Consider the following 21392-nt stretch of genomic DNA (forward strand, 5'->3'; position numbering starts at 1 on the left):
TGATCAGCCCACCGATCCTTCCATCTGCAATTCCACCAAACGGTTCAATTCGAGCGCGTATTCCATCGGCAGCTCGCGACTGATCGGTTCGACGAAGCCGCGCACGATCATGCCCATGGCCTCGTCTTCGGACAGGCCGCGGCTCATCAGATAGAACAGCTGGTCTTCGGAGACCTTGGAAACGGTGGCCTCATGCGCCATGGAGACGTTGTCCTCACGCACATCCACATGCGGGTACGTGTCGGAACGGCTGAATTCGTCGACGAGCAAAGCGTCGCAGACCGTCGAATTGGAGGACCCTTCCGCGCCCTTGACGATTTTGACGAGGCCACGGTATGCGGAACGTCCGCCGCCACGGGAAATCGACTTCGCCACGATGGTGGAGCTGGTATGCGGGGCGAGGTGAATCATCTTCGCGCCCGTGTCCTGGTACTGTCCCTTACCGGCGAAGCCCAACGACATGGTGCTGGCCTTCGCATACGGCTCGGCGAGGATGCATGCCGGATACTTCATGGTGGCTTTCGAGCCGATGTTGCCGTCCACCCATTCCATGGTGCCGCCCTCACGCACGTAGGCGCGCTGCGTCACCAGGTTGTACACGTTGTTCGACCAGTTCTGCACGGTGGTGTAACGCACACGGGCGTGCGGCTCGACGAAGATCTCCACCACGCCGGAATGCAGCGAGTCGGTGGAGTAGATCGGCGCGGTGCAGCCTTCCACGTAATGCACGTAGGAGCCTTCATCAGCGATGATCAGCGTGCGTTCGAACTGTCCCATGTTCGGCGTGTTGATGCGGAAGTATGCCTGCAGCGGGATGTCCACGTGCACGCCCTTCGGCACGTATACGAACGAGCCGCCCGACCATGCGGCGGTGTTCAATGCCGAGAATTTGTTGTCGTTGCTCGGAATGCATTTGCCGAAATACTTCTTGACGAGTTCCGGGTACTTTTGCACGGCGGTGTCGGTGTCGACGAAGATGACGCCCTGCTCTTCGAGATCCTTCTGGATTGAATTGTAGATGACCTCGGACTCGTACTGCGCGGCGACGCCGGAGACGAGTCTGCTTTTCTCCGCTTCCGGAATGCCGAGCTTGTCGTACGTGGAGCGGATTTCGTCGGGCAGTTCCTCCCAAGTGGTGGCCTGCTTGTCGATCGGCTTGACGTAGTACTTGAAATCGTCGGCGTCGAAGTCCTTCAAATCGACGCCCCACTGCGGCATTGGACGGTTGATGAAATCGCGATACCCTTCCAATCGCTTTTCCAGCATCCATTCCGGCTCGTGTTTGTCGGCGGAGATGGCACGCACGACGTTCTCGTCGATGCCTTTCTTCGCCGCCTCGCCGGCGAAGTCCGTATCGTGCCAACCGTAGTTGTAGTCACCGAATTGCTCGATGATCTCGTCATCCTGCTTGATCTTGTCTTCGTTCACGCGCGTGCGATCAGCCACATACTGGCTCATCTCCACGTCGGCCGCGGCGTTGGACGCTTGGTTCTCTGCCACCGTACGCTGCCTCCATTCACTCATTGATACCTATGACAACCTAACAGAACACACAGCGAAACACTAGACCTTATTCGAAATTCGACAGTATTCGCCCGTGATTTGCCTTACAAAAAAGCGGAAGACCATGCAGATTCGGTCTTCCGCTTTGCGATGAATCGAGCTTATGCGCTCAAATCGTCTCAGCGCGCCTGCTGGTGGTCCAGAGCGGCCTTGACCAGACCCGCGAACAGCGGATGCGGCTTGGTCGGACGGGACTTGAATTCCGGATGGGCCTGGGTGGCCACGTAGAACGGATGCACCTCGCGCGGCAGTTCGACGAATTCGGTGAGTTCGCCGTCAGGGCTCTGGCCGGAGATGACCAGACCGCCTTCGCGCAGACGATCCTTGTATGCCACGTTCACCTCGTAACGGTGGCGGTGGCGTTCGGTGACATGCGTGGTGCCGTACAGTTCGGCGACAATGGAGCCTTCCTCCAGTTCCGCCGGGTAGGAGCCCAGACGCATGGTGTGACCCATGTCGCCCTTGCCGGCGACGATGTCCTTCTGCTCTTCCATGGTGGCGATGACCGGGTTGGCGCAATCCGGATCGAATTCGGAGGAGTTCGCGTCGGTGATGCCGAGGACATCGCGTGCGTATTCGATGACCATGGACTGCAGACCGAGGCACAGGCCGAGGGCCGGCAGCTTGTGCTCGCGGGCGTAACGCAGGGCGCCGATCTTGCCGTCGATGCCACGGATGCCGAAGCCGCCCGGAATCACGATGCCGTCGACCTGGTCGAGGGCCGCCGCGGCGCCTTCTTCGGTGGCGCACTTGTCGGCGGCCACCCACTTGACGTTGACCTTGGCCCAGTTGGCGAAGCCGCCGGCCTTGATGGCCTCGGTGACGGACAGGTAGGCGTCCGGCAGGTCAATGTACTTGCCGACGATGGCCACGTTGACCTCGTGCTTCGGATGGTGCACGCGTTCGAGCAGGTCCTCCCACTCGTCCCAGTCGACGTCATGGAACGGCAGGCCGAGTTCACGCACCACGTAGGCGTCGAGGCCTTCGTCGAACAGGGTCTTCGGCACGTCGTAGATGCTCGGAGCGTCCACGCAGTTGACGACGCCTTCGGAGTCCACGTCGCACATCAGGGAGATCTTGTCCTTGATGGACTGGTTGAGCGGCCGGTCGGAACGCAGCACGAGCGCGTCCGGGGAGATGCCGAGCTGGCGCAGCATCATGACGGAATGCTGGGTCGGCTTGGTCTTGAGCTCATGCGCGGCGGCGATGTACGGCACCAGGGAGACGTGCACGAACATGCAGTTTTCGGCGCCCAGGTCGCGGCGTACTTCACGAGCGGCCTCCAGGAACGGCTGGGATTCAATGTCGCCGACGGTGCCGCCGATTTCGGTGATGATCACGTCGACGTCATCGGACGCCTGCGCGCGCATACGGGACTTGATTTCGTTGGTGATGTGAGGGATGACCTGCACGCACTGGCCGAGGTATTCGCCGGCGCGTTCCTTGCGCAGCACCTCCTGATAGATCTGGCCGGTGGTGACGTTGGCCTTCTGGCTCAGGTACACGTCGAGGAAACGCTCGTAGTGGCCGATGTCGAGATCGGTTTCCGCGCCATCTTCGGTGACATAGACCTCACCGTGCTGGAAAGGATTCATCGTGCCCGGATCCACGTTGATGTACGGATCGAGCTTCTGCTGCAAAACCTTGATGCCGCGGCTACGGAGCAGGCGGCCAAGGGAGGAGGCGGTCAGGCCTTTGCCAAGGGAGGAGACTACGCCGCCGGTAACGAAAATATGCTTGGTGACGTGCTCTTGAGAATTGCCATGTTGTCTTCTAACCATGGAACTTCAGTTTATCAGCGGTGTGAGACGTGGCGTGTTTCGGACTATATGAAAAGATGGGGCCGCGCTTCATGCGCGGCCCCATCTTCCAGGAATAGGAGATGCAGTCAGACGATTATGGTCTTATCGGTTGCTGACCTCCTTCCTGTGGGAGACGATCAGCGCGCCCGCTGCGATGACGAGCGCCGCGATCGCCAGGGCGAGGCCCATGACGTTGGAGCCGGTTGCCGGACTCTGCGCCCGTGATGCGTTCTCGTTCTTTTTACCGCTGGCTGCATTCGCCTCGGCCGTAGGGACGACAACCTTCTTCTGGACATGGACCGTTCGGGTAAACGTTGTGGTCTTGCCGCGGGAATTGCTCACGGAATAGACCAGCTTGTAGTCGCCCACCTTGCCGGCGTCCACAGTGCCTTCGACCTTGATGCCGTCGGTCAGATCACCATCAATGGAGTCATCGGCAGTGACGCCGGCCATCGAATCGAACTTGGATCCCACGGTGATGGTCGTCGATTCGGTCATTCCGCTGATAACGGGAACGACATCGTCGGCAGAGGCGACCTTGAGCACGGTGGCGGACAGCGCGCCTGCAGTGTACGTGGAGCCCTTGCGGACGAAGGCATCCTTGGCGTTCTCGTCGTACACGGTGCCGTCGCCGGCGAGCACGTTGTACTTGCCGGCGCCTATGCCTTCAACGGCGGCGGGCTCGTTGTTGGCGTTGAAGATCACCATGTAGGTGCCGCTGGAATCCTTTGCCTGATAGGCTACGACGCCTTCATCGGACTTGAGCATCGTCACACTGTCGTTGATGTCGTCGTAGTTGGTCAGGCGCAGCGCCTTGATCTGCTTACGCAGCTTGATCAGACCCTTGACGTAGTCGACGGAATCGGCGTATTGCGCGGCGCGGTTCCAGTCGATGGCGTTCGCCGCGTCACCTGCGTTGTAGCTGTTGCCGTTGCCGCCCTTGGTGCGCAGGAACTCCTGGCCGAGCTGGATGGCCGGAATGCCTTCGGACAGGTAGACCACGGAATCGGCGAGCTTGGCGCGGGCCACGGTGGTGGCCTCGTCATCCGTCGGAACGGATGCCTTGAGCTTGTCGTACAGGGTCAGGTTGTCGTGGATTTCGGCGTAGTTGACCACCTGGCCGGCATCCGCGTAATGATCCTGCGCATTGCCGTTCCAGCAGGTCGTTTCCGCTTCGGCGTCATACTGGCAGCCCAACGCATTGTGCGCGATGAGCTTCTCCTGACCGGCCTTGCCGGACACGAAGCCAGTGTCGGCGCTGTCGAACACGGAGCCCTTCAGACCATCACGGATGGAATCGTTGAAGAAGGCAATGCCGTTGTTCTTGCCGTCCGATGCGACCTGGTAGGCGTTCGGCTGGATGGTCATCTTGCTCTTGTCCATCGTGGTGTTCATATCCCAGCCTTCGCCGAGGATGATGATGGACGGATCGATCTTGTCGAGCGCGGCGCGGACTTCCTTCATGGTTTCGGTGTCGATCAGGCCCATAAGGTCGAATCGGAAGCCATCCACGTTGTAGTTCTTCGCCCAATAGGTCACCGAATCGACGATATATTTGCGCATCATCTTGCGTTCGGAGGCCGTATCGTTGCCGCAGCCGGAGTTGTTGACCAGCGAACCGTTGGCGTCATAGCGGAAATAGTAGCCCGGAACCGTCTTGTTGAACGAGTGGTTCGCCGCATTGTAGACGTGGTTGTACACCACATCCATGATGACGCGGATGTCGTTCTTATGCAGTTCCTTGACCATCTGCTTCATTTCGGCGACACGGGAGCTCGGGTTGGACGGATTGGAGGAATACGAGCCTTCCGGCACGTTGTAGTTCTCCGGATCGTAGCCCCAGTTCTGCGCGCCATTCGCGTTGTAGCTCAGGTCGCCGGTCTCATCGACGGAACCATAATCGTACATCGGCATGATCTGCACATGGCTGATGCCCAGCTGCTTCAGGTAGTCAAGGCCGGAGGTGGCGCCTTCCTTCGTCTTCGTGCCGGATTCCACGACACCCAGGTACTTGCCCTGCTTGTCTGCGGAAATGCCGGAATTCGGGTTGATGGAGAAGTCGCGAATGTTCATTTCCGCGATGGTGGCGTCAGTGGTCTTGCCGAAGGCCGGCATGCGCTTGCCGGCGGATCCCATATCCTCCTTGGACAGCACCACGGAACGCTCGCCATTGGCGACCGCGGCGGTGGCGTACGGATCGGAGGAGGTGTTGACCGTGCCATCGGCGAAAGTGAGCTTGTAGGAGTATGCGGTGCCGGAAGCGAGCTTCTTCACCGTGGCGCTCCACACGCCCTTGTCTTCGCCGGTCATATCGATGGTCTTGTCGACTTCGGCGTTCGGATCGGTGGACTTGTAGATGACGAGCTCTACCTTGGTGGCGGTCGGAGCCCACACCTTGAAACCGGTCCGAGCCTCCTTGAAGGTAGCGCCCAAATCGTCGCCATCATAGGCGTATGCCTTGTCGAAGGCGTCGGTACGCACCAGAGCGCCGGCGATGGCCGTCTGAGAGCCCATGCCCTCGATCTCAATGGTGTACTTGCCGGTGACGGCGAGCTTCTTGGCGGTCTTGATCTTCACCGTGCTCTTATTGACGGTGACGTCCTCAACATCGACCTTGTTGCCATCGGCGTCCTTGACGGCCACCATGGCCTTCGTGATGGCGCCATCGGCCGGCTTCTTCGACAGACGCGCGGTCAGTTCCTTGAAATCGGAGATCTCAGCGGACTTAAGTGCGATCTTCAGAGACGGACGGGAGGAATACACCGTGGGATCGCCGCCGACCAGCCACACTTCGGCGGAAGCGTTGCCGTCTGCGTCGAATACGAGCGCGTCGGACGGGATCATATGGTTGGCGTCATCCGGGTCTTTGGAAGCCCATGCGTCAGAACCATACCTGCGCAGCATGCCGATGTCGGAATTGCCATCCGCGTTGCTATAGGTGTAATTCGGCACGGAATACTTCGCGACCTCGCCCCAATCGTCATGGGAATCGAAGGTGGCGTTGCCGCCGTTCCAATTGCTCGACCAGGTCCAGATATCCCACTGCGGCACGGTCACCTTGGTGTCCTTGGCATTGTAGTAGAGGCCGTCATCGCGGTAGTAATGCACGGTGACGTTCACGGTATCGGCCTTGCAATTGTAGTCGGCGGGAGCGGAGTCGAGGGTTTCCACTGTGGTGGATTCGCCCTTGTCCTCGTTCTTGGTGCCGTCGATCCACACTTCTGCGGTGCCGGTCTTATTGACCGTGGCCTTACGGTCACCACCGTACTTGTTCCAGTCCTCGGTGGTGATGATGAAGCCGAAATCGGTGAATTCGCCATCGAAGTCGAGCGTCGCCACCTTGCCCCAGCAATCGGTTCCGGTGAACGGATGGTTCGTGGCCGTGATATCGGTTCCGTCAGTGGAGGTGCCCCACACGTATACGCCTCGCTGGCCATCAGCCTTTGCGGGCTTGTAGTGCACTACGAGACGGGTCTTCTGCCCGACGGACTCGGGATTGCCGATGGACAGCTCCTGGCCGGCCACACCGACCTGGATGATACCGGCGTTGGCATGGTAGTTGCCTCCACCGTCCGGGTTCTCCCACTGATCCGTGTCGGCGTCATGGAACACGAAGTCGATCTTCTTGCCCTTCGTATCGATGGTGGCACGGTAATAGCCCTGCTCATCGAGCGTCATGTCGGCTTCCGGCTGGTTCCAGTCGTCGCCAAGACCATAGTGCACCTTCGGGGTTTTCCATGTGGAATCCGCGGGCTTGTAATAGATGGTGATGGTCTTGTCGGTGGCCGTCACCTCGTCGTCGATTTTGCTTACGTCCGGATCGGACGGATCGGTCGCAGTGGAGGCGGCGGGATGCGAGGCCTTGGTGGCACCTGCATACAGCGCGATCGCGGAACGTGCCGGAACCTTCGTCTCGACCTTGCCGCCCTTGACGGTCACCGTCTTGGAGCAGTCCATTGTGGCATACACGTCGCAGTATTCGCCGTCGGCGAGGGACGTCGTATAGGTGACGTCCTTCTCTTTCTTGCCGTTGTTGATGGCGATGAAACCACGGTCGTCGCGGGAGAAGGCGATGTTGTCGCCGCCGTCATCCTGCCAATCGGTCATTTCGGCGTCACCTACGTAATTATGGAAGGCGATCATGCCGCGGGTGGAGGTCCAACGCTGCTCGCAGTTCCATGCGGAGTTGTTCGTGGAGCATTCCTTGTTCATATCCACGTCCGGCACGGAAGCCGCGGTGGCGCCAGGCGCACCGTCATCATTGTGGCCGTCATCCCACTTGTAGTCGGAGAGCAGTCGCGGCGTGCCGTAATCGTAGGCGAGCATAAACGCGTTGGCCAGCTGATATTTCGCACCGTCCTTGTAGGTGAGCGCGCCCTGGTTGCGGGCGGTGTCCCAGTTGGTGACGAACACGTTGGCGTCCTTGGAGGCCAGATCCTTGCTCAGTCTTTCGTTCAGTCCTTTGAGCTTGGCGACCTTGTCCTTGAAGTATTGGTTCATTTCGGACTTGAAGCCGAACTCGGTCACGGTGCCGTTCTGCACATAGTTGCCCGGCTGGATGCCTGCGGCTTCGGAGGAATTGCCGATGACCTCCTGAATCCAGTAGATGTCATTGGCGTTCTGGCCAATCTTCTTGGCGAACTTCTCCTTGATGGCCTTCATGCTGTCCGTGTGGATGTGCTTGACGGCGTCCATACGGAAGCCACGTACGCCAAGATTCCACAGCTTGACGAGATAGTCGGACTGGATGTCCTGCACCTTCTCGTTTTCGGAGTTGAAGTCCCACATGGAGCTCAGGCGGCATTCCTGCACTTCCTGCTGATTGGTGTAGTTGGAGATGTTCTTGTCGCAGCTGTGGAAGTCTGCTGCGGTGATGCCGTCCGGATACTGCTTGGTGGCGAATCCCGGGTAGTCGCCGGTGGAACCGTTGTATTTGCTTCCAGCAACGCCGGCCTGTTCGCCTTTGGCCACATCGGATCCGGTGGTTTGGTTCAGAACCACATCGGCGATGACGTTAACGCCGGCGGCGCTGCACTGCTTGATCATGCTTGCGAATTCCGCTTCGGCGCCGAGTTTGGAGTCAAGCTTGTAGCTCACCGGCTGGTAGCTCGTCCACCATTGGGTGCCTTGGATGGATTCCTGCGGCGGCGATACTTCGACGTAGCCCACGCCTTCGGGACCATATGTTTCGGTGCATTCCTTGGCGATCGTGTTCCATGTCTGTTGGAACGCGATGACCTGCACATCCTTTTTGGCGCTGACCTGCGCGTTGGATTGCGCTTGGGCCATAATCGGCGCCGCGACCAGCGAGGCGCACGCCATGGCTGCGGTGGCTCCTATTGCCACCACACGGCCAAACGGCCGGTTCGTCTGAACGACCATTGTTCTCCGTTCTCATCTGTGAGGCCGGTTCAAGCGCCCATGGCAGGCTCCGCAACCGGCAACGTATGCGCCATGGACATCCGCATCCACGCGGATGATTCAGAATCCACTCGACGATGAATATGCATACGTTTACACTCTGAATCAGAGTTAACTGTATGCCAATGGCTGCGCGTGGCAATGAAACAGCGTGACCCTCTGCTGCACATGCACTTCATATATGCCGAAGTGCAACCTGTTGCTGCAAGCAAAATTTTTTTCTGCAAGTCAAGCAGAAAACATTCAGAAATAGCTGCAAAAACAGCAAACGATTGCAATCATTGTCTCACGGTATACGGTGTCGCGGCGATATGGAAGGCCACTGCACTACCGGCAGGAACCGTCAGTGTGGCATCCCCGTCGAAACGCACATGCACGCTGCCGGAACAGTCGGCGGAAGCATAGACATCGCAATACTCCCCTGCCGGCAAAGCCGTGTGGTACGTCACAGTACGTGTGCGCACGGAATTGTTGATGGCGATGAAGGCACGTCCCCCTCGACCGAAGGCGATCATGTTGTCGCCGTCATCCTGCCAATCGGAGAGCGGCGCGTCGCCTGCGACATTATGCCAGCCGACCATACCGTGCACGTCAGGCCAGCGTTCGGTGCAGCTTCAGCCGGAGTCTTTGGAGCAGTCAATATCGGGCACGCTGGTTGCAGTGGCGCCTGGAGCTCCCGAGTCGGTGTCATGGAATTCGTATCCGGAGAACACGTTGGGGTGCCATACGGGTAGGCCAGCATGAACGCGTTCGCTAGCTGGTAGGCGTCGCCGTCCTTGTAGGTGAGCGTCATGTTGTTGCGTTCGGTATCCCAATTCGTCACGAATACGCTGGCCTTGCCACTGTCGGTGATGTTCTGCGGAATGTCTTTGATCGACAGGCTTCCGCCTGCCAGCGAGTTGGAGAACAGGGACTTAAGCCGATATGCGTACTGGAATTCGTTCACCTGGCCGGTTTTGAGATAGTTCCTCGGTTGGATTTCGGCGGCTTCCGCATTGTCGCCAATCACTTCCTGCGTCCACCAGATGTCGTTCATGGAACGTCCGGATTTCTTCGCAACGAGTTTCTTGATGGCCAGTACGTCTTCCGGAGGCATGTGTTTGACGGCATCCACGCGGAATCCGGCGACGCCGTAGTCGAGAAGCTTCACAAAATAGTCAGACAGCACGTCGCGCACGTGCGGGCTTGATGTATCAAGGTCCTGCAAACCCGATACCTGGCAGTTCCACACGCTTTCGGCGTCGCGGTACGTCCAGATAGAACAGGGGGCATGGAAGTCCGATGGCGTGTATCCGGCTTCAGGGAAATCGCCTTTATTGTCGTAGGGGCTTCCGGCGGTGCCGGTCCCTTGTGTTTTGTCGACGCCGGTGGTGTGGTTGATGACCGTATCCGCGATCACGCCGACGCCCGCGGCCTTGCATTGCCGGACCATGTTCTTAAATTCAGCTTCGGTGCCTTCTTTGGAGTCAAGTTTGTAGCTTACCGGCTGATAGCTCGTCCACCACTGCGCGCCTTGGATGCTTTCCTGCGGCGGCGAGACCTGTACGTAGCCGACGCCTTCGGGTCCCAACACTTCGCCGCATTCGCGGGCGACGGATTTCCAATTGGCTTGGAACATGGTCACGATCACGTCGCTGCGGTATCGCGCGGGATTGAAACGTTCCCCGCCGCCTTCACGTGTCGGCACGTGAAGCGTGGCGACTGAGACACCGACCGATACCGCGACGCATACGACCGCCGTAATGACACGTGTGATTCTTCTTGCGATTGCGCCCATAGTCATCGACCTCTTCGTCACTTCGCCATGCTCCCGGTTTGCATACGTTTGCAATATCACTGTATACCAATCCGGGGAGACCGGGATATGCGTCGTCCTCATTGGCACGAAAAAGCCGGATGCCTTAAAGACAGGCATCCGGCTGAATCCATGACGGAATGTCGATGTCAGCGTTCTTCCAACAAGTGCGCAACCGCTTCGATTGCCAGCTTGTAGCCATAGAATCCCATGCCGGTGATGGTGCCGGTGGCCACCGGAGAGATCACGGAACGCTTGCGGAACTCGTCGCGTGCGGACGGGTTGGAGATATGCACCTCCATAAGCGGCAGACCTTCATCGATGACCATATACGCCGCGTCGGCGAGTCCATAGGAATAATGGGTGAAGGCGGCAGGGTTCATGACGATCGGCGTTTTTTCGTCCGCGGCCTGATGCATCCAATGAATCATCTCGGCCTCGTCGTCGCTTTGACGCACTTCCACGTCAAGCCCCAGTTCATGACCCCATTCGGTGCACAGTTTGCGCAGGGTCTCAAGATCCTGCTTGCCGTATACGTCAGGCTGGCGCACTCCGAGACGGCCGAGGTTCGGTCCGTTGACAACCACTACTTTGGTCATATTGCTTCCTTTTGTGTTCGTTCTTGCGATTGCGTCCTACCGCTGGATGCGTCGGAACGCCTCCTCGACGGCGTCCGCCGGCGGATCCTCGAGGTGGATGGGATGGCCGAGCGAGCCGAGTATGACGAAACGCAGTTTGTTGCCGCGGGCCTTCTTGTCTCGGTGCATGAGCGCCAGCACATCATCCCAGCTGCCATTGTTCCATGATGTCGGCAGGCCGAGCGAGCCGAGCAGCGAACGATGGTAGTCGACCAGATCCTGGTCGATGTAGCCGAGCAGATGGGACAGTTCGGCCGCATAGACGCAACCGACGGCGACGGCGTTGCCGTGCCTCCAGCGGAAGTGTTCGAGTTTTTCGATGGCATGGCCAAGCGTATGTCCGTAGTTGAGGAATTCACGCAATCCGGCTTCTTTGAGGTCGGCGGACACATGGTACGCCTTCACCGTCACGGTACGTTCGATGAGTTCGGCGACCACATCCTTCAGATCGGAGTCAAGGAACGTCGAACCGTCGAACGAGCGCAGCTCGTCGGCATGGTCTTCAAGCATGCGCAGAATCTCCGGATCCATGATGAAACCGGATTTCGCCACTTCGCCCAGACCTTCGATGAAGATGTCGTTCGGCAACGAGGCGAGTGCTCCCATGTCGGCGAGCACGCCGGCCGGCGTATAGAACGAGCCGACGAGGTTCTTGCCTTGTGGAGTGTTGATGCCGGTTTTGCCGCCGGTGGAGGCGTCGACCATGGCCAGCAGCGAGGTCGGGCAGTTGACGTAGCGGATGCCACGCATCCATGTGGCGGCCACGAAACCGGCCAGATCGGTGGCTGCGCCACCGCCGAGACCGACAATCGCATCAGAACGGGTGAAGCCTTCCTCCCCCAGACGCTGCCAGATGCCGTTGGCCACTTCGATGGTCTTGCCGGCTTCAGCATCGGGAATGACGATGTCGTGCACGTCATAACCGGACTGGCGCAACAGCGTGCGCGCGCGGTCGGAATGCCGTTGCACCGGCTGGGTGTGAATCAATGCCACTTTGGCGGGCTCGTCTCCCAACACCTGCGCAAGCTGGCTCATCACACCTTCGCCTATGCACACATCGTATGGTTCGATGGTGAATCCGGTGACGTGGACGATACGTTGATCGATCATTTCCATCAGCTTTCTCGCGGCCACTTGCGGGGTTTGTCCGTGGGTGCGCACCTGCACATTGGCCACGCGTCTGAACACCGGGTCGCGTTCCTTGTACAACTTCTTCCAACGCTCGTTGGCGTCGCCGTTGAGCATCGGACGGCCGCCGCCGCGGTTGGCGCGTTCCATGGCTTCCTTCGGATCGGCCATCAAATACACGACCTTGCCGCCGTCGGCGATGTATTCGGCGAGCCCCTGCTGGATGGACGGGGTCATTGGAGCGCCCCCGCCCAAGGAGAAGATGCCGTCGAAATCCTCCAGCATGTCAAGCACAACGTCGCTTTCCAGCTTACGGAACTCCGGTTCGCCGTACCTTTCGAAATATTCGGGAATCTTCATTCCCGCGTCATGTTCGATCTCGTTGTCGGCGTCGGCGAACGGCAGTTGCATCATCTGCGCCACTTCCTTGCCGACGCGGGTCTTGCCCGCGCCCATCATGCCGATGATGACGGCGACGGGTCTACGCATTCCAGCCATCGAATCGGTCACCTCATGTGCTCCGGCCAGGACGCCACATAGGATTCGGCGTTGCGCTTGGTTTCGGCCACACTGTCGCCGCCGAACTTCTCCAGCACGTATTGCGCGATGGTGAGGCGCACCATCGCCTCGGCCACGACGGCCGCCGCGGGAACGGCGGTGTTGTCGGAACGCTGGTTGATGGCCTGGGCCGCCTCGCCGGTGGTGACGTCGACGGTGCGAAGCGCCTTTGGAATGGATGGAATCGGCTTCATCGCGGCACGCACCACAATCGGCTGGCCGTTGGACATGCCGCCTTCGATTCCGCCCGCACGATTGCTCAGACGTGTGATGCGGCCATCGTCGCCAACCGCCATTTCGTCGTGCGCCTGGGAGCCAGGACGCATCGCCTCAAGGAAACCGTCCCCGATCTCCACGCCCTTGATGGCCTGGACGCCCATGACGGCACTGGCCAATGCCGCGTCCAGCCTGCGGTCCGATTCAACGTACGTGCCGATTCCAGCCGGAACGCCGTATACCACGACCTCGATCACGCCGCCTAAGGTATCGGCGTTCTCCTTGGCCTCGTCGATGCGTGCGATCATCTGCTGTTCGGCCGTCTTATCCAATGTGCGCACCGGCGAAGCGTCCAATGCTTCGAGGTCCTCAGGCTTCGGCAGCACCGCATTCTGCGGGTCGGTGATGCCAGCACCACCGATTGACAGCACATGGGAGACGGTACGTATGCCCAACGTCTGCTCAAGGAACTGCTTGGCGACCTCGCCTAAGGCCACACGCGACGCGGTCTCACGTGCGCTGGAACGTTCCAGCACTGGACGGGCGTCGTCGAAACCGTACTTGCGCATGCCAGTCAGATCGGCATGCCCCGGACGGGGACGGGATAGCGGCGCGTTGCGGCCTTCGCGCGGAATGTCATGGTCAAGCGGATCGGCGCTCATCACCTCGGTCCATTTCGGCCATTCGGTATTGGCGATCTCGATGGCGACGGGAGAGCCGATGGTCTCGCCGAAACGCACACCGGTGAGCATGCGGACCTTGTCCTGTTCGAATTTCATGCGCGCACCACGGCCATATCCGAGACGTCGGCGTGCCAATGCGCCGACGATATCCTCAGTAGTGACGTGGATGCCCGCAGGCAGCCCCTCGATCATGGCGACAAGCGCTTCGCCGTGCGATTCACCTGCTGTCTGCCAGCGCAACATGCCAACACTCCTTTTCTGCCAAATACGATTCGTGGACTATCTTAACGGTATGTGGTACATGATTTGCCTGCCGAGTCTGCTCTGTGGAATGGCCGTCAGCGTTGAGGATATCCGGGCACGACGCATTCCACGCATGTGGATCGCCGTAGGGTGTTTGGCGCAGGTCATTGTGGACATCACGTATGCGTTGTCCGTTAATTCACTGTTTCTGGCATTGCAGGCTCTGTTGTTCGCCGCGTTATCCGCCGTGCTGCAATGTGCGCTTGCGCTCATCAAGCCAGGGGCTTTGGGATTCGGCGACGTCACCACGACGTTGCTTATCGGCTTGGCCGTAGGCATGTTCGGCCTGTTTCCAGTGATGTTCTGGTGGTTTGCGATTAGTGTGCTGGGGCTGCTGTGGCTTGCGATTTGGACACGGTTCGACCCGCAGAAGCATACGCGATTCGCCGGTAAGACGCCGTTCGCCCCGACCATTGTCGTGGCCGGGGCGATAAGCATCGCGATGCACGCGTTGTGTTAATGCGTGATACCGTCAGTTGGCATTCGCGTTGTTGCTTTTGTATTCGTCGCGAATCTTCCAGAATTCGTCTTCGGTTTCCACGAACTTCGTCTCGCCGGTCTTGAGGTTGGTGGTGACGAAGTACAGCCATTTGCCTTCCGGAGGATTCATCGCGGCTTGGATAGCGGAATCGCCGGGATTGCTGATCGGCGTCGGAGGAAGTCCTTTGTTCACGCGAGTGTTGTACGGGTTGCTTCCATCCTCAAGCTGCTCGTCTGTCAGCTTGCTGCCTGTGGTGTTGAACCCGTAGGCAACGGTGCTGTCCATGCCCAACGGCATGTCCTGGTCGATTCTGTTCAGGATGACCCTCGCCACCTTACCGTAATCGTCAGGATTGCATGCCTCGGATTCGGCGATGGACGCGATGTTCATGATACGTTCGCGTTCGCTTCCATCTGGCACGCCCAATGTGTCCAGTTTGCTGACGCGTGCCGTGACCATTTCCTTGAGGATGTCCTTGGCGGACTTGTCCTGGACGCTGTAGGATCCGGGCTCAAGCCATCCTTCGAATTTGCCACCCGCTTCATCTGGCAGAATGCCCGCGCCGCCACCGTCGATGACCGCTTGGAATTCGGACACGTCCTTGCCTGACATCTTGGCCGCGTTGGCGATGACATCGGACACCCGTTCGCCGGCCTTGACTTCGGCGAAACCGCCGGCCTTGCTTTGGTCGGACAGGATCTTGACGACATCGGCCGCCTTCATATGCGTCTTCAACGCGTACGAACCCGGGTAAAGCGTCGCGCCGGCGGCCGCGACTGCGGAGGTGAACGCCGATTCGGATTTGACGATGTCCGCCTTGACCAGATTTCGTGCGATTTCGGCTGCGCCTTGTCCGGTTTCCACGGTGAACGTCGTGTCTTTGTCTCCCGAACCGGTGTAATCCTCAATCTGGATTTGCGAGCCGTTGGCGTTCATCTGCCTGAGATGTTTAACCATGCGCACGCCGAAAAAGCCGCCGACGACGACAAGAATGACAACGACGGCAGCCGCGATGATTGTGACATAGCGACGACGACGTTGTTGCTCACGTCGTTTACGCATGTCGCGTCGCGATTTCGGCGGTTGCGGCGGCAACGCGGCATCGAATGACGAGCCCGCTGACGTATCATCGACCCACTGCGCGTTATCGGAGAAAAAATCGTTCAGATTATCGGTCAAAGGTCTCTCTCCCCTTACTCTCTGCTTCGGTCGAGCGCCGTCTGCAAAATCACCACCGCAGATTGCTGGTCGACCATCGGACGGTGCTTGCGTCCGCCGATGCGCGCATCGAACAACTGATGATGTGCGGTCACTGTCGTCAGACGCTCATCCACCAATTCAATGGTGGGAACCCGCGTCACCGAATATGATTCATCCTCCACGGCCGCATGCAGTCGTTTTTCAAGATTGACGGACCAGCGTCTCGCTTTTTTGGCGCTTTTCCCCTCTTCGCCGTTCAGCAGCAACGGCAGGCCAATCACCACATGGTCCACCGACTCGTCCCCAATGACGTCGATGACTTCATCCAACGCGCGGAAAGAATCCCCATACACTTGAATATTGCCTATGGGATGTGCGAGGGTGAGCTCGGGATCGGACAACGCAAGTCCGACCCGAGCATCACCCAGATCGATACCAAGCCAAACCATGCTTGGAGAATCAGCCCTTCAGAGCCTGGCCGGCCAATGCCTCAAGTGCCTCGTCGATCTTGGTGGCGTCCGCGCCGCCACCCTGTGCGAAGTCCGGCTTGCCGCCGCCACCACCGCCAAGAACCTTGGAAGCGCCACGGACCAGATCACCAGCCTTGATGCCTTGCTTGCGTGCCGCTTCGTTGGTTGCCACGGCGACCATGGGCTTGCCGTCCTCGTTCATGCCGGCAAGAGCCACCACGACCGGAGCATCTTCGCCGAGCTGGCCGCGCACGTCGAGCACGGTCTTGCGCAGCGCGTCGAAGGAGCCGAAATGTCCAACGTTCTTCTTGGCGACCTTGACCGGAGCCGAGGAAGCTTTGGCCTCAGCCACCAGCGTCGGCACAGAGGCCGCAAGCTGGGACTCGTACATTGCGGCAAGACGACGGTCGGATTCCTTGAGCTTGGCAAGCAGCATGTTCACACGCTCGGCGAGTTCGTCGGGACGGGCGTTGACCATGTCGGAAAGCTGGGAAACCAGCGCGTGCTCGCGGGCGTTGAACTCATACGCGCCCTGGCCGACGACCGCGTCCACGCGGCGCACGCCGGAACCGATAGACGCCTCGGACATGATGTTGATGGCGCCGATCTTGCCGACGTGGTCGATATGGGTGCCACCGCAGAGCTCGCGGCTCCAGCCGTCCTCGCCGATGGACACCACACGCACGATGTCGCCGTACTTCTCGCCGAACAGATGCATGGCGCCAAGAGCGATGGCGTCATCGAACTTCATTTCCTGAGTGGTGACGGCAAGGTTCTCACGAAGCTTCTCGTTGACGCGGGCTTCGACGGCGTTCATGGCGTCCTTGCTGGGGGCGCTGGACCATTGGAAATCGAAGCGCAGACGGTTCGGAGCGTCTTCGGAGCCACGCTGGGTGGCCTGCGGACCAAGTTCCTCACGCAGCGCCTTGTGCACCATGTGGGTGGCGGTGTGGGAACGTGCAATGGCTCCACGGCGCTCGAGATCGATGTTCGCGTTGACTTCGGCGCCCACAACCAGCGTGCCTTCGGTCAGACGGCACTGGTGGACGATAAGGTCCTTGATCGGCTTCTGCACGTCGTCGACCTCAAGCACCGCGCCATCGTCGGACAGAATCTCGCCCTGATCGGCGAGCTGGCCTCCGGCCTGCGCGTAGAACGGCGTGCGGTCGAGGATGACCTCGATGTTGGCCGGGCCGGTGACGGCGGGAACGGAACCCTTGCCCTCCTGCATGATGCCCAGAACCTTGGCACGTGCGGACATGTCGGTGTAGCCAAGGAAGTCGATCGGCTGGAGCAGGGTCTTCTTGAAGTCGTCATAGACGGACAAATCCACGTTGTGGCGCTTCTTCAGCGCGTCCGCACGGGCACGGCTCTTCTGTTCGGCCATCAGCTCGCGGAACTTGGCTTCATCCACCTTCACGCCCTGGTCGGCGGCCATTTCGAGCGTGATTTCAATCGGGAAGCCGTAAGTGTCGTGCAGCTTGAAGGCATCCTCGCCGGACACGAGGTCCGAGCCGCCCTGCTTGGCCTTCGTCACGGCCATGTCGAAGATCTCGGTGCCGGATTCGAGCGTGCGGCGGAACGCGTCCTCCTCACCGTAGGCGGCTTCGGACACGTCGTGGAAGGTGTCGTTAAGCTCCGGATAGCTCGGTTCCATCGCGGCCTTGGAGGTCGGCAGCAAGGTCGGCATGACCGGCTCTGTCACGCCGAGCTCGCGCATGGCCTTGACGGTTCGACGCAGCAGGCGGCGCAGCACATAGCCACGGCCGTTGTTGGACGGACGGACGCCGTCGGACATGATCATCAGCGCGGAACGCACGTGGTCGGCCACGATACGGAAACGCACGTCCATGGCCTCGTCATCGCCGTAGGTGCGGCCGGAAAGCTTCTGCGCGGCTTCGATGACCGGGAAGACCTCGTCGGTCTCATAGATGTTCTGCTTGCCTTGCATCAGATAGGCGAGACGTTCCAGACCGGCGCCGGTATCGATGTTCTTGTTCTCAAGCTCGCCGACGATATGCAGGTCGGTCTTGGACTTGACGTTGTCGACCTCGTAGTTTTCGAACACGAGATCCCAAATCTCAATGTAACGGTTCTCGTCGGCGATCGGGCCGCCTTCGACACCGTACTTTGGACCACGGTCTACATAGATTTCGGAGCACGGACCGCCAGGGCCAGGGCCACCGGTGGTCCAGAAGTTATCTTCCATACCCATGATCTGGATATGTTCAGGATCGACGCCTTCGTTCTTCCACATCGAGCGGGCTTCCTCGTCGTCGGTGAAAGTGGTCATCCACAGTTTCTCCGGATCGAAGCCGTAGCCGCCCTTGTCCTGCGGGGTGGTCAGCAGCTCATACGCATAGTGGATGGCCTCCTCCTTGAAGTAATCACCGAAGGAGAAGTTGCCAAGCATCTGGAAGAACGTGCCGTGACGGGTGGTCTTGCCGACCTCGTCGATGTCCAGAGTACGCACGCACTTCTGGTTGGAAGCCATGCGGTGCTTCGGCGGGGTCTGCTCACCCATGAGGTACGGGATGAACGGGACCATGCCAGCGATGGTGAACAGAGTGGTCGGGTTCGGAGAAATCAACGATGCCGAAGGAACGACAAGATGATCGTGCTGTTCGAAATAGTCAAGAAAGCGCTTCGCGATTTCAGAAGTGCGCATGTGGATTTGAGCTCCTTTGTTGTTGGAGGCCTGATGCCTTCCAAACGTGTGATTGGTTGCTTGAGCGTATCTGTCGGGCGGAAAACGACTACTCGTTCCGCGCCGCATATTTGCTGTTAAGTTCAGCCTCGCGGGCTCGACGCGTGGCATTGAACTCATTGACCAGACCTTCAAGCGTGCGCATGGTCACATGGTCCTGGTCGGGACCAAGCAGGAATTGGCGGGCGGTGTCCGGTGTGTTGGCTTTAACGTATGCCTGCGCTTTTGTGACAGCGACGACACCGATGCCCACGCCGATGGAGACCCAGAAAAGACGCTTGAACATCACTCCCCCTTATTGCCTGCCGCGTGATTGACGTCTCTCTTAGCCAAGAAAGACTGCACAGTGGACTTCAACGCATAGGTGGCGGACGCAACCTTGATGACGGGCTTGCCCAAGAACGATCCATATAGATCAGTCAGCGCGCCGACATTATTGGCCGTGGTGGACGCCGCGGCGGAGATCTTGTTGACATCCTCCAGGGACTTGTTCACCTGCTGCACCGTGGTCACGCCCTCGTCAAGCGCCGGAATCGCATGGTCTCCGGTGTCTTTGACGGTCTGCGCGATCTGGTCGAACAATTTGCCGAGACGGATCAGCGGGTAGATCATGAAACCGGCAAGCACCGCGAATGCAATTGCCGCAATCAGACCGGCGATCTCTCCAACACCCATCTTGTACCTCTTTTCAGCTCCACGGTTGCCCGCGAACACAATACCCGCATAAGACTAGTAAAAAGCCACGACTGTGGCAAATACGTTCACTGGTTGTACGAGACCACACTCACCGCGCGGTCCATGGGTTCGTTCGTGTCAAAATCAAGGCAGGTCACCGAACCGTTGGCCGGACGTTCGCTCAAATCGTATCCTTCCGGGGCGAATCGGTGCATAAGGCTCAACAATGTATTGCCGTGGGAGATCTGCAGCACGTGGTCGCCGTTCTTAAGCCGAGGGTTGTCCGCAATCAAAGCGAAGCCGTCCTCCACACGATGCCAATACTCGTTATCGGATTCGGCGTCATGGAACGGATCGGCTTCTTTGAGAAAGTCGCGGGTGGCGGCAAGCCCGTATTTGCGGACGATGTCGTTGTAGTTCTTCGCACCATGGGGACCACCGGCAGCGGTCCATGCGACGGACATGTCCTGTCCCTCGAAATAACCGTAGAACTGCTCACGGAAATGCATGTCGCTGACCAGTGACGGACGAACGTGTCCTGCGGCTTCGTTCGCATCGAGGATCCGTTGTGCCGTCACCTGGGCGCGTGTGGTGTCGGAGCAGTATGCCGCGGCGAACTCAATGTCCCGGAGTTTGGCAGCGGCCTTGTCCGCATCGGCAAGTCCCGCATCGGTCAACGGGGAATTCGACCATCCCTGGAGTCTGTTATATCGGTTGAAAAACGTCTGTCCGTGACGGACCAGATGAAGATGAAGCAACATGGTTTCCATGGTACCTGTGGAATCAGCCAAACGACATGCCGCCGGAAACGCCATAAAAAACGAGAAGCCTCGCAACCGTAACGGCTGCGAGGCTTTCGCTGTATGTCCTTAAACTGTATGTTCTTACAGTATGGTAATCCAGATCAGCGGGCGTAGAATTCGACCACGTACTGGATGTTGACCTGCACCGGGATCTCCTCGGCTTCAGGCTTGCGGGTCAGGGTGGCCTTCAGGGAAGGCAGGTTGACGTCCAGGTAGCCCGGAACCGCCGGCAGCACATCGCGGTGCACACCTTCGGCAGCGGCCTGGAACGGAACCATGGTCTGGCTCTTGGCCTTGACCTGGATGGTCTGGCCCGGCTTGACGCGGTAGGACGGACGATCGACGATGTTGCCATCGACGAGGATGTGGCGATGGACCACGAACTGGCGAGCCTGGGCGGTGGTGCGGGCGAAGCCTGCACGCAGGACCAGAGCGTCGAGACGGGTCTCAAGATCGGTCAGCATGGCGTTGCCGGTCTGGCCGGCGGTGTGGGTGCCCTTCTCGTAAGCGGCGCGGAGCTGCTTCTCGGAGATGCCGTACTGGGCGCGAAGACGCTGCTTCTCGCGCAGACGCACTGCGTAATCGGATTCAGTGCGGCGACGGGTGCGGCCGTGCTCGCCAGGAGCATACGGACGCTTTTCGAAGATGCGCTGAGCCTTAGGGGTCAGAGCGATGCCGAGGGCGCGGGAAAGACGCACCTGACGGCGGGAACGCTGAACGTTCGTCATTGGTTTAATCCTTTGTTTGTTCTGTCGTTGTCTGAACGGAACGTATGCCGAAGTCCGGCATACGCTGAGCCAGCCTCTCCAGTGCTTCTTCGCGCAATGCGCGAACGGCTTGACCCGCAATGCAGAACACCACGGATGGCCGCCGACCCACTGATGGGCTAAGACTCCAGACGGCATACGTCCTTCCGGGCGCACACCAATCGCTAATCATACACATGGGG

Annotated in this window: 16 protein-coding genes; 1 reads left to right on the plus strand and 15 read right to left on the minus strand. The window is 59.3% G+C overall.

Annotated features, from left to right (window positions below):
• Positions 1-3: 3 nt before the first annotated feature.
• From sufB to aroC, 8 genes are all read right to left on the minus strand, one after another.
• On the minus strand, positions 4-1524 hold the full coding sequence (gene sufB / locus OGI63_RS06385) for a Fe-S cluster assembly protein SufB (protein WP_011743124.1): 1521 nt from the start codon (positions 1522-1524) through the stop codon (positions 4-6).
• Between the two features lie 158 nt (positions 1525-1682).
• Complete coding sequence (locus OGI63_RS06390) at positions 1683-3344, minus strand: CTP synthase (protein ID WP_003809478.1); 1662 nt, start codon at positions 3342-3344, stop codon at positions 1683-1685.
• A gap of 123 nt (positions 3345-3467) precedes the next feature.
• On the minus strand, positions 3468-8747 hold the full coding sequence (gene pulA, locus OGI63_RS06395; protein WP_011743123.1) for a type I pullulanase: 5280 nt from the start codon (positions 8745-8747) through the stop codon (positions 3468-3470).
• 317 nt (positions 8748-9064) lie between these two features.
• Positions 9065-9367, minus strand: coding sequence for an alpha amylase C-terminal domain-containing protein (locus OGI63_RS06400; RefSeq protein WP_231837108.1), 303 nt, complete (start codon positions 9365-9367; stop codon positions 9065-9067).
• Positions 9298-10569: an alpha-amylase family glycosyl hydrolase gene (locus OGI63_RS06405; protein WP_011743122.1), complete on the minus strand. Its 1272-nt coding sequence runs from the start codon at positions 10567-10569 to the stop codon at positions 9298-9300. The genes OGI63_RS06400 and OGI63_RS06405 overlap by 70 nt, the downstream gene beginning before the upstream one ends.
• A gap of 161 nt (positions 10570-10730) precedes the next feature.
• The gene (locus tag OGI63_RS06410; RefSeq protein WP_011743121.1) at positions 10731-11180 is read right to left on the minus strand and encodes a type II 3-dehydroquinate dehydratase; all 450 of its coding nucleotides are present in this window, start codon (positions 11178-11180) and stop codon (positions 10731-10733) included.
• Positions 11181-11216: 36 nt separating this feature from the next.
• A complete protein-coding gene (locus OGI63_RS06415; protein WP_041777289.1) occupies positions 11217-12836 on the minus strand; it encodes a bifunctional shikimate kinase/3-dehydroquinate synthase in 1620 nt (539 codons plus the stop codon).
• A gap of 17 nt (positions 12837-12853) precedes the next feature.
• Positions 12854-14047: a chorismate synthase gene (gene aroC / locus OGI63_RS06420; RefSeq protein WP_011743119.1), complete on the minus strand. Its 1194-nt coding sequence runs from the start codon at positions 14045-14047 to the stop codon at positions 12854-12856.
• A gap of 49 nt (positions 14048-14096) precedes the next feature.
• Between aroC and OGI63_RS06425 the strand changes: the two genes are divergently transcribed.
• Entirely contained in the window at positions 14097-14567 is a 471-nt protein-coding gene (locus OGI63_RS06425; RefSeq protein ID WP_041777499.1) for a prepilin peptidase, read from the plus strand.
• 12 nt (positions 14568-14579) lie between these two features.
• Here the strand turns inward: OGI63_RS06425 and mltG are convergent, their stop codons facing one another.
• From mltG to rpsD, 7 genes are all read right to left on the minus strand, one after another.
• Entirely contained in the window at positions 14580-15767 is a 1188-nt protein-coding gene (mltG, locus tag OGI63_RS06430; protein ID WP_011743117.1) for an endolytic transglycosylase MltG, read from the minus strand.
• 14 nt (positions 15768-15781) lie between these two features.
• Entirely contained in the window at positions 15782-16237 is a 456-nt protein-coding gene (gene ruvX, locus OGI63_RS06435; protein ID WP_003809494.1) for a Holliday junction resolvase RuvX, read from the minus strand.
• 10 nt (positions 16238-16247) lie between these two features.
• On the minus strand, positions 16248-18926 hold the full coding sequence (alaS, locus tag OGI63_RS06440) for an alanine--tRNA ligase (protein ID WP_003809495.1): 2679 nt from the start codon (positions 18924-18926) through the stop codon (positions 16248-16250).
• An 88-nt stretch (positions 18927-19014) separates the two neighbouring features.
• Entirely contained in the window at positions 19015-19251 is a 237-nt protein-coding gene (locus tag OGI63_RS06445; RefSeq protein WP_003809496.1) for a hypothetical protein, read from the minus strand.
• Positions 19251-19640, minus strand: a complete 390-nt coding sequence (locus OGI63_RS06450) for a DUF948 domain-containing protein (RefSeq protein WP_011743116.1) — start codon at positions 19638-19640, stop codon at positions 19251-19253. The genes OGI63_RS06445 and OGI63_RS06450 overlap by 1 nt, the downstream gene beginning before the upstream one ends.
• A gap of 86 nt (positions 19641-19726) precedes the next feature.
• Positions 19727-20401: a histidine phosphatase family protein gene (locus OGI63_RS06455; protein ID WP_041777288.1), complete on the minus strand. Its 675-nt coding sequence runs from the start codon at positions 20399-20401 to the stop codon at positions 19727-19729.
• A 143-nt stretch (positions 20402-20544) separates the two neighbouring features.
• Positions 20545-21171, minus strand: a complete 627-nt coding sequence (gene rpsD, locus OGI63_RS06460; protein WP_003809500.1) for a 30S ribosomal protein S4 — start codon at positions 21169-21171, stop codon at positions 20545-20547.
• Positions 21172-21392 lie beyond the last annotated feature (221 nt).

This window comes from Bifidobacterium sp. KRGSERBCFTRI, from assembly GCF_025908335.1.

Coding starts and splice junctions, on each gene's coding strand:
- sufB (WP_011743124.1), bottom strand. CDS start 1,524: ATGAGTGAATGGAGGCAGCGTACGGTGGCAGAGAACCAAGCGTCCAAC.
- OGI63_RS06390 (WP_003809478.1), bottom strand. CDS start 3,344: ATGGTTAGAAGACAACATGGCAATTCTCAAGAGCACGTCACCAAGCAT.
- pulA (WP_011743123.1), bottom strand. CDS start 8,747: ATGGTCGTTCAGACGAACCGGCCGTTTGGCCGTGTGGTGGCAATAGGA.
- OGI63_RS06400 (WP_231837108.1), bottom strand. CDS start 9,367: ATGGTCGGCTGGCATAATGTCGCAGGCGACGCGCCGCTCTCCGATTGG.
- OGI63_RS06405 (WP_011743122.1), bottom strand. CDS start 10,569: ATGACTATGGGCGCAATCGCAAGAAGAATCACACGTGTCATTACGGCG.
- OGI63_RS06410 (WP_011743121.1), bottom strand. CDS start 11,180: ATGACCAAAGTAGTGGTTGTCAACGGACCGAACCTCGGCCGTCTCGGA.
- OGI63_RS06415 (WP_041777289.1), bottom strand. CDS start 12,836: ATGCGTAGACCCGTCGCCGTCATCATCGGCATGATGGGCGCGGGCAAG.
- aroC (WP_011743119.1), bottom strand. CDS start 14,047: ATGTTGCGCTGGCAGACAGCAGGTGAATCGCACGGCGAAGCGCTTGTC.
- OGI63_RS06425 (WP_041777499.1), top strand. CDS start 14,097: ATGTGGTACATGATTTGCCTGCCGAGTCTGCTCTGTGGAATGGCCGTC.
- ruvX (WP_003809494.1), bottom strand. CDS start 16,237: ATGGTTTGGCTTGGTATCGATCTGGGTGATGCTCGGGTCGGACTTGCG.
- alaS (WP_003809495.1), bottom strand. CDS start 18,926: ATGCGCACTTCTGAAATCGCGAAGCGCTTTCTTGACTATTTCGAACAG.
- OGI63_RS06445 (WP_003809496.1), bottom strand. CDS start 19,251: ATGTTCAAGCGTCTTTTCTGGGTCTCCATCGGCGTGGGCATCGGTGTC.
- OGI63_RS06450 (WP_011743116.1), bottom strand. CDS start 19,640: ATGGGTGTTGGAGAGATCGCCGGTCTGATTGCGGCAATTGCATTCGCG.
- OGI63_RS06455 (WP_041777288.1), bottom strand. CDS start 20,401: ATGTTGCTTCATCTTCATCTGGTCCGTCACGGACAGACGTTTTTCAAC.
- rpsD (WP_003809500.1), bottom strand. CDS start 21,171: ATGACGAACGTTCAGCGTTCCCGCCGTCAGGTGCGTCTTTCCCGCGCC.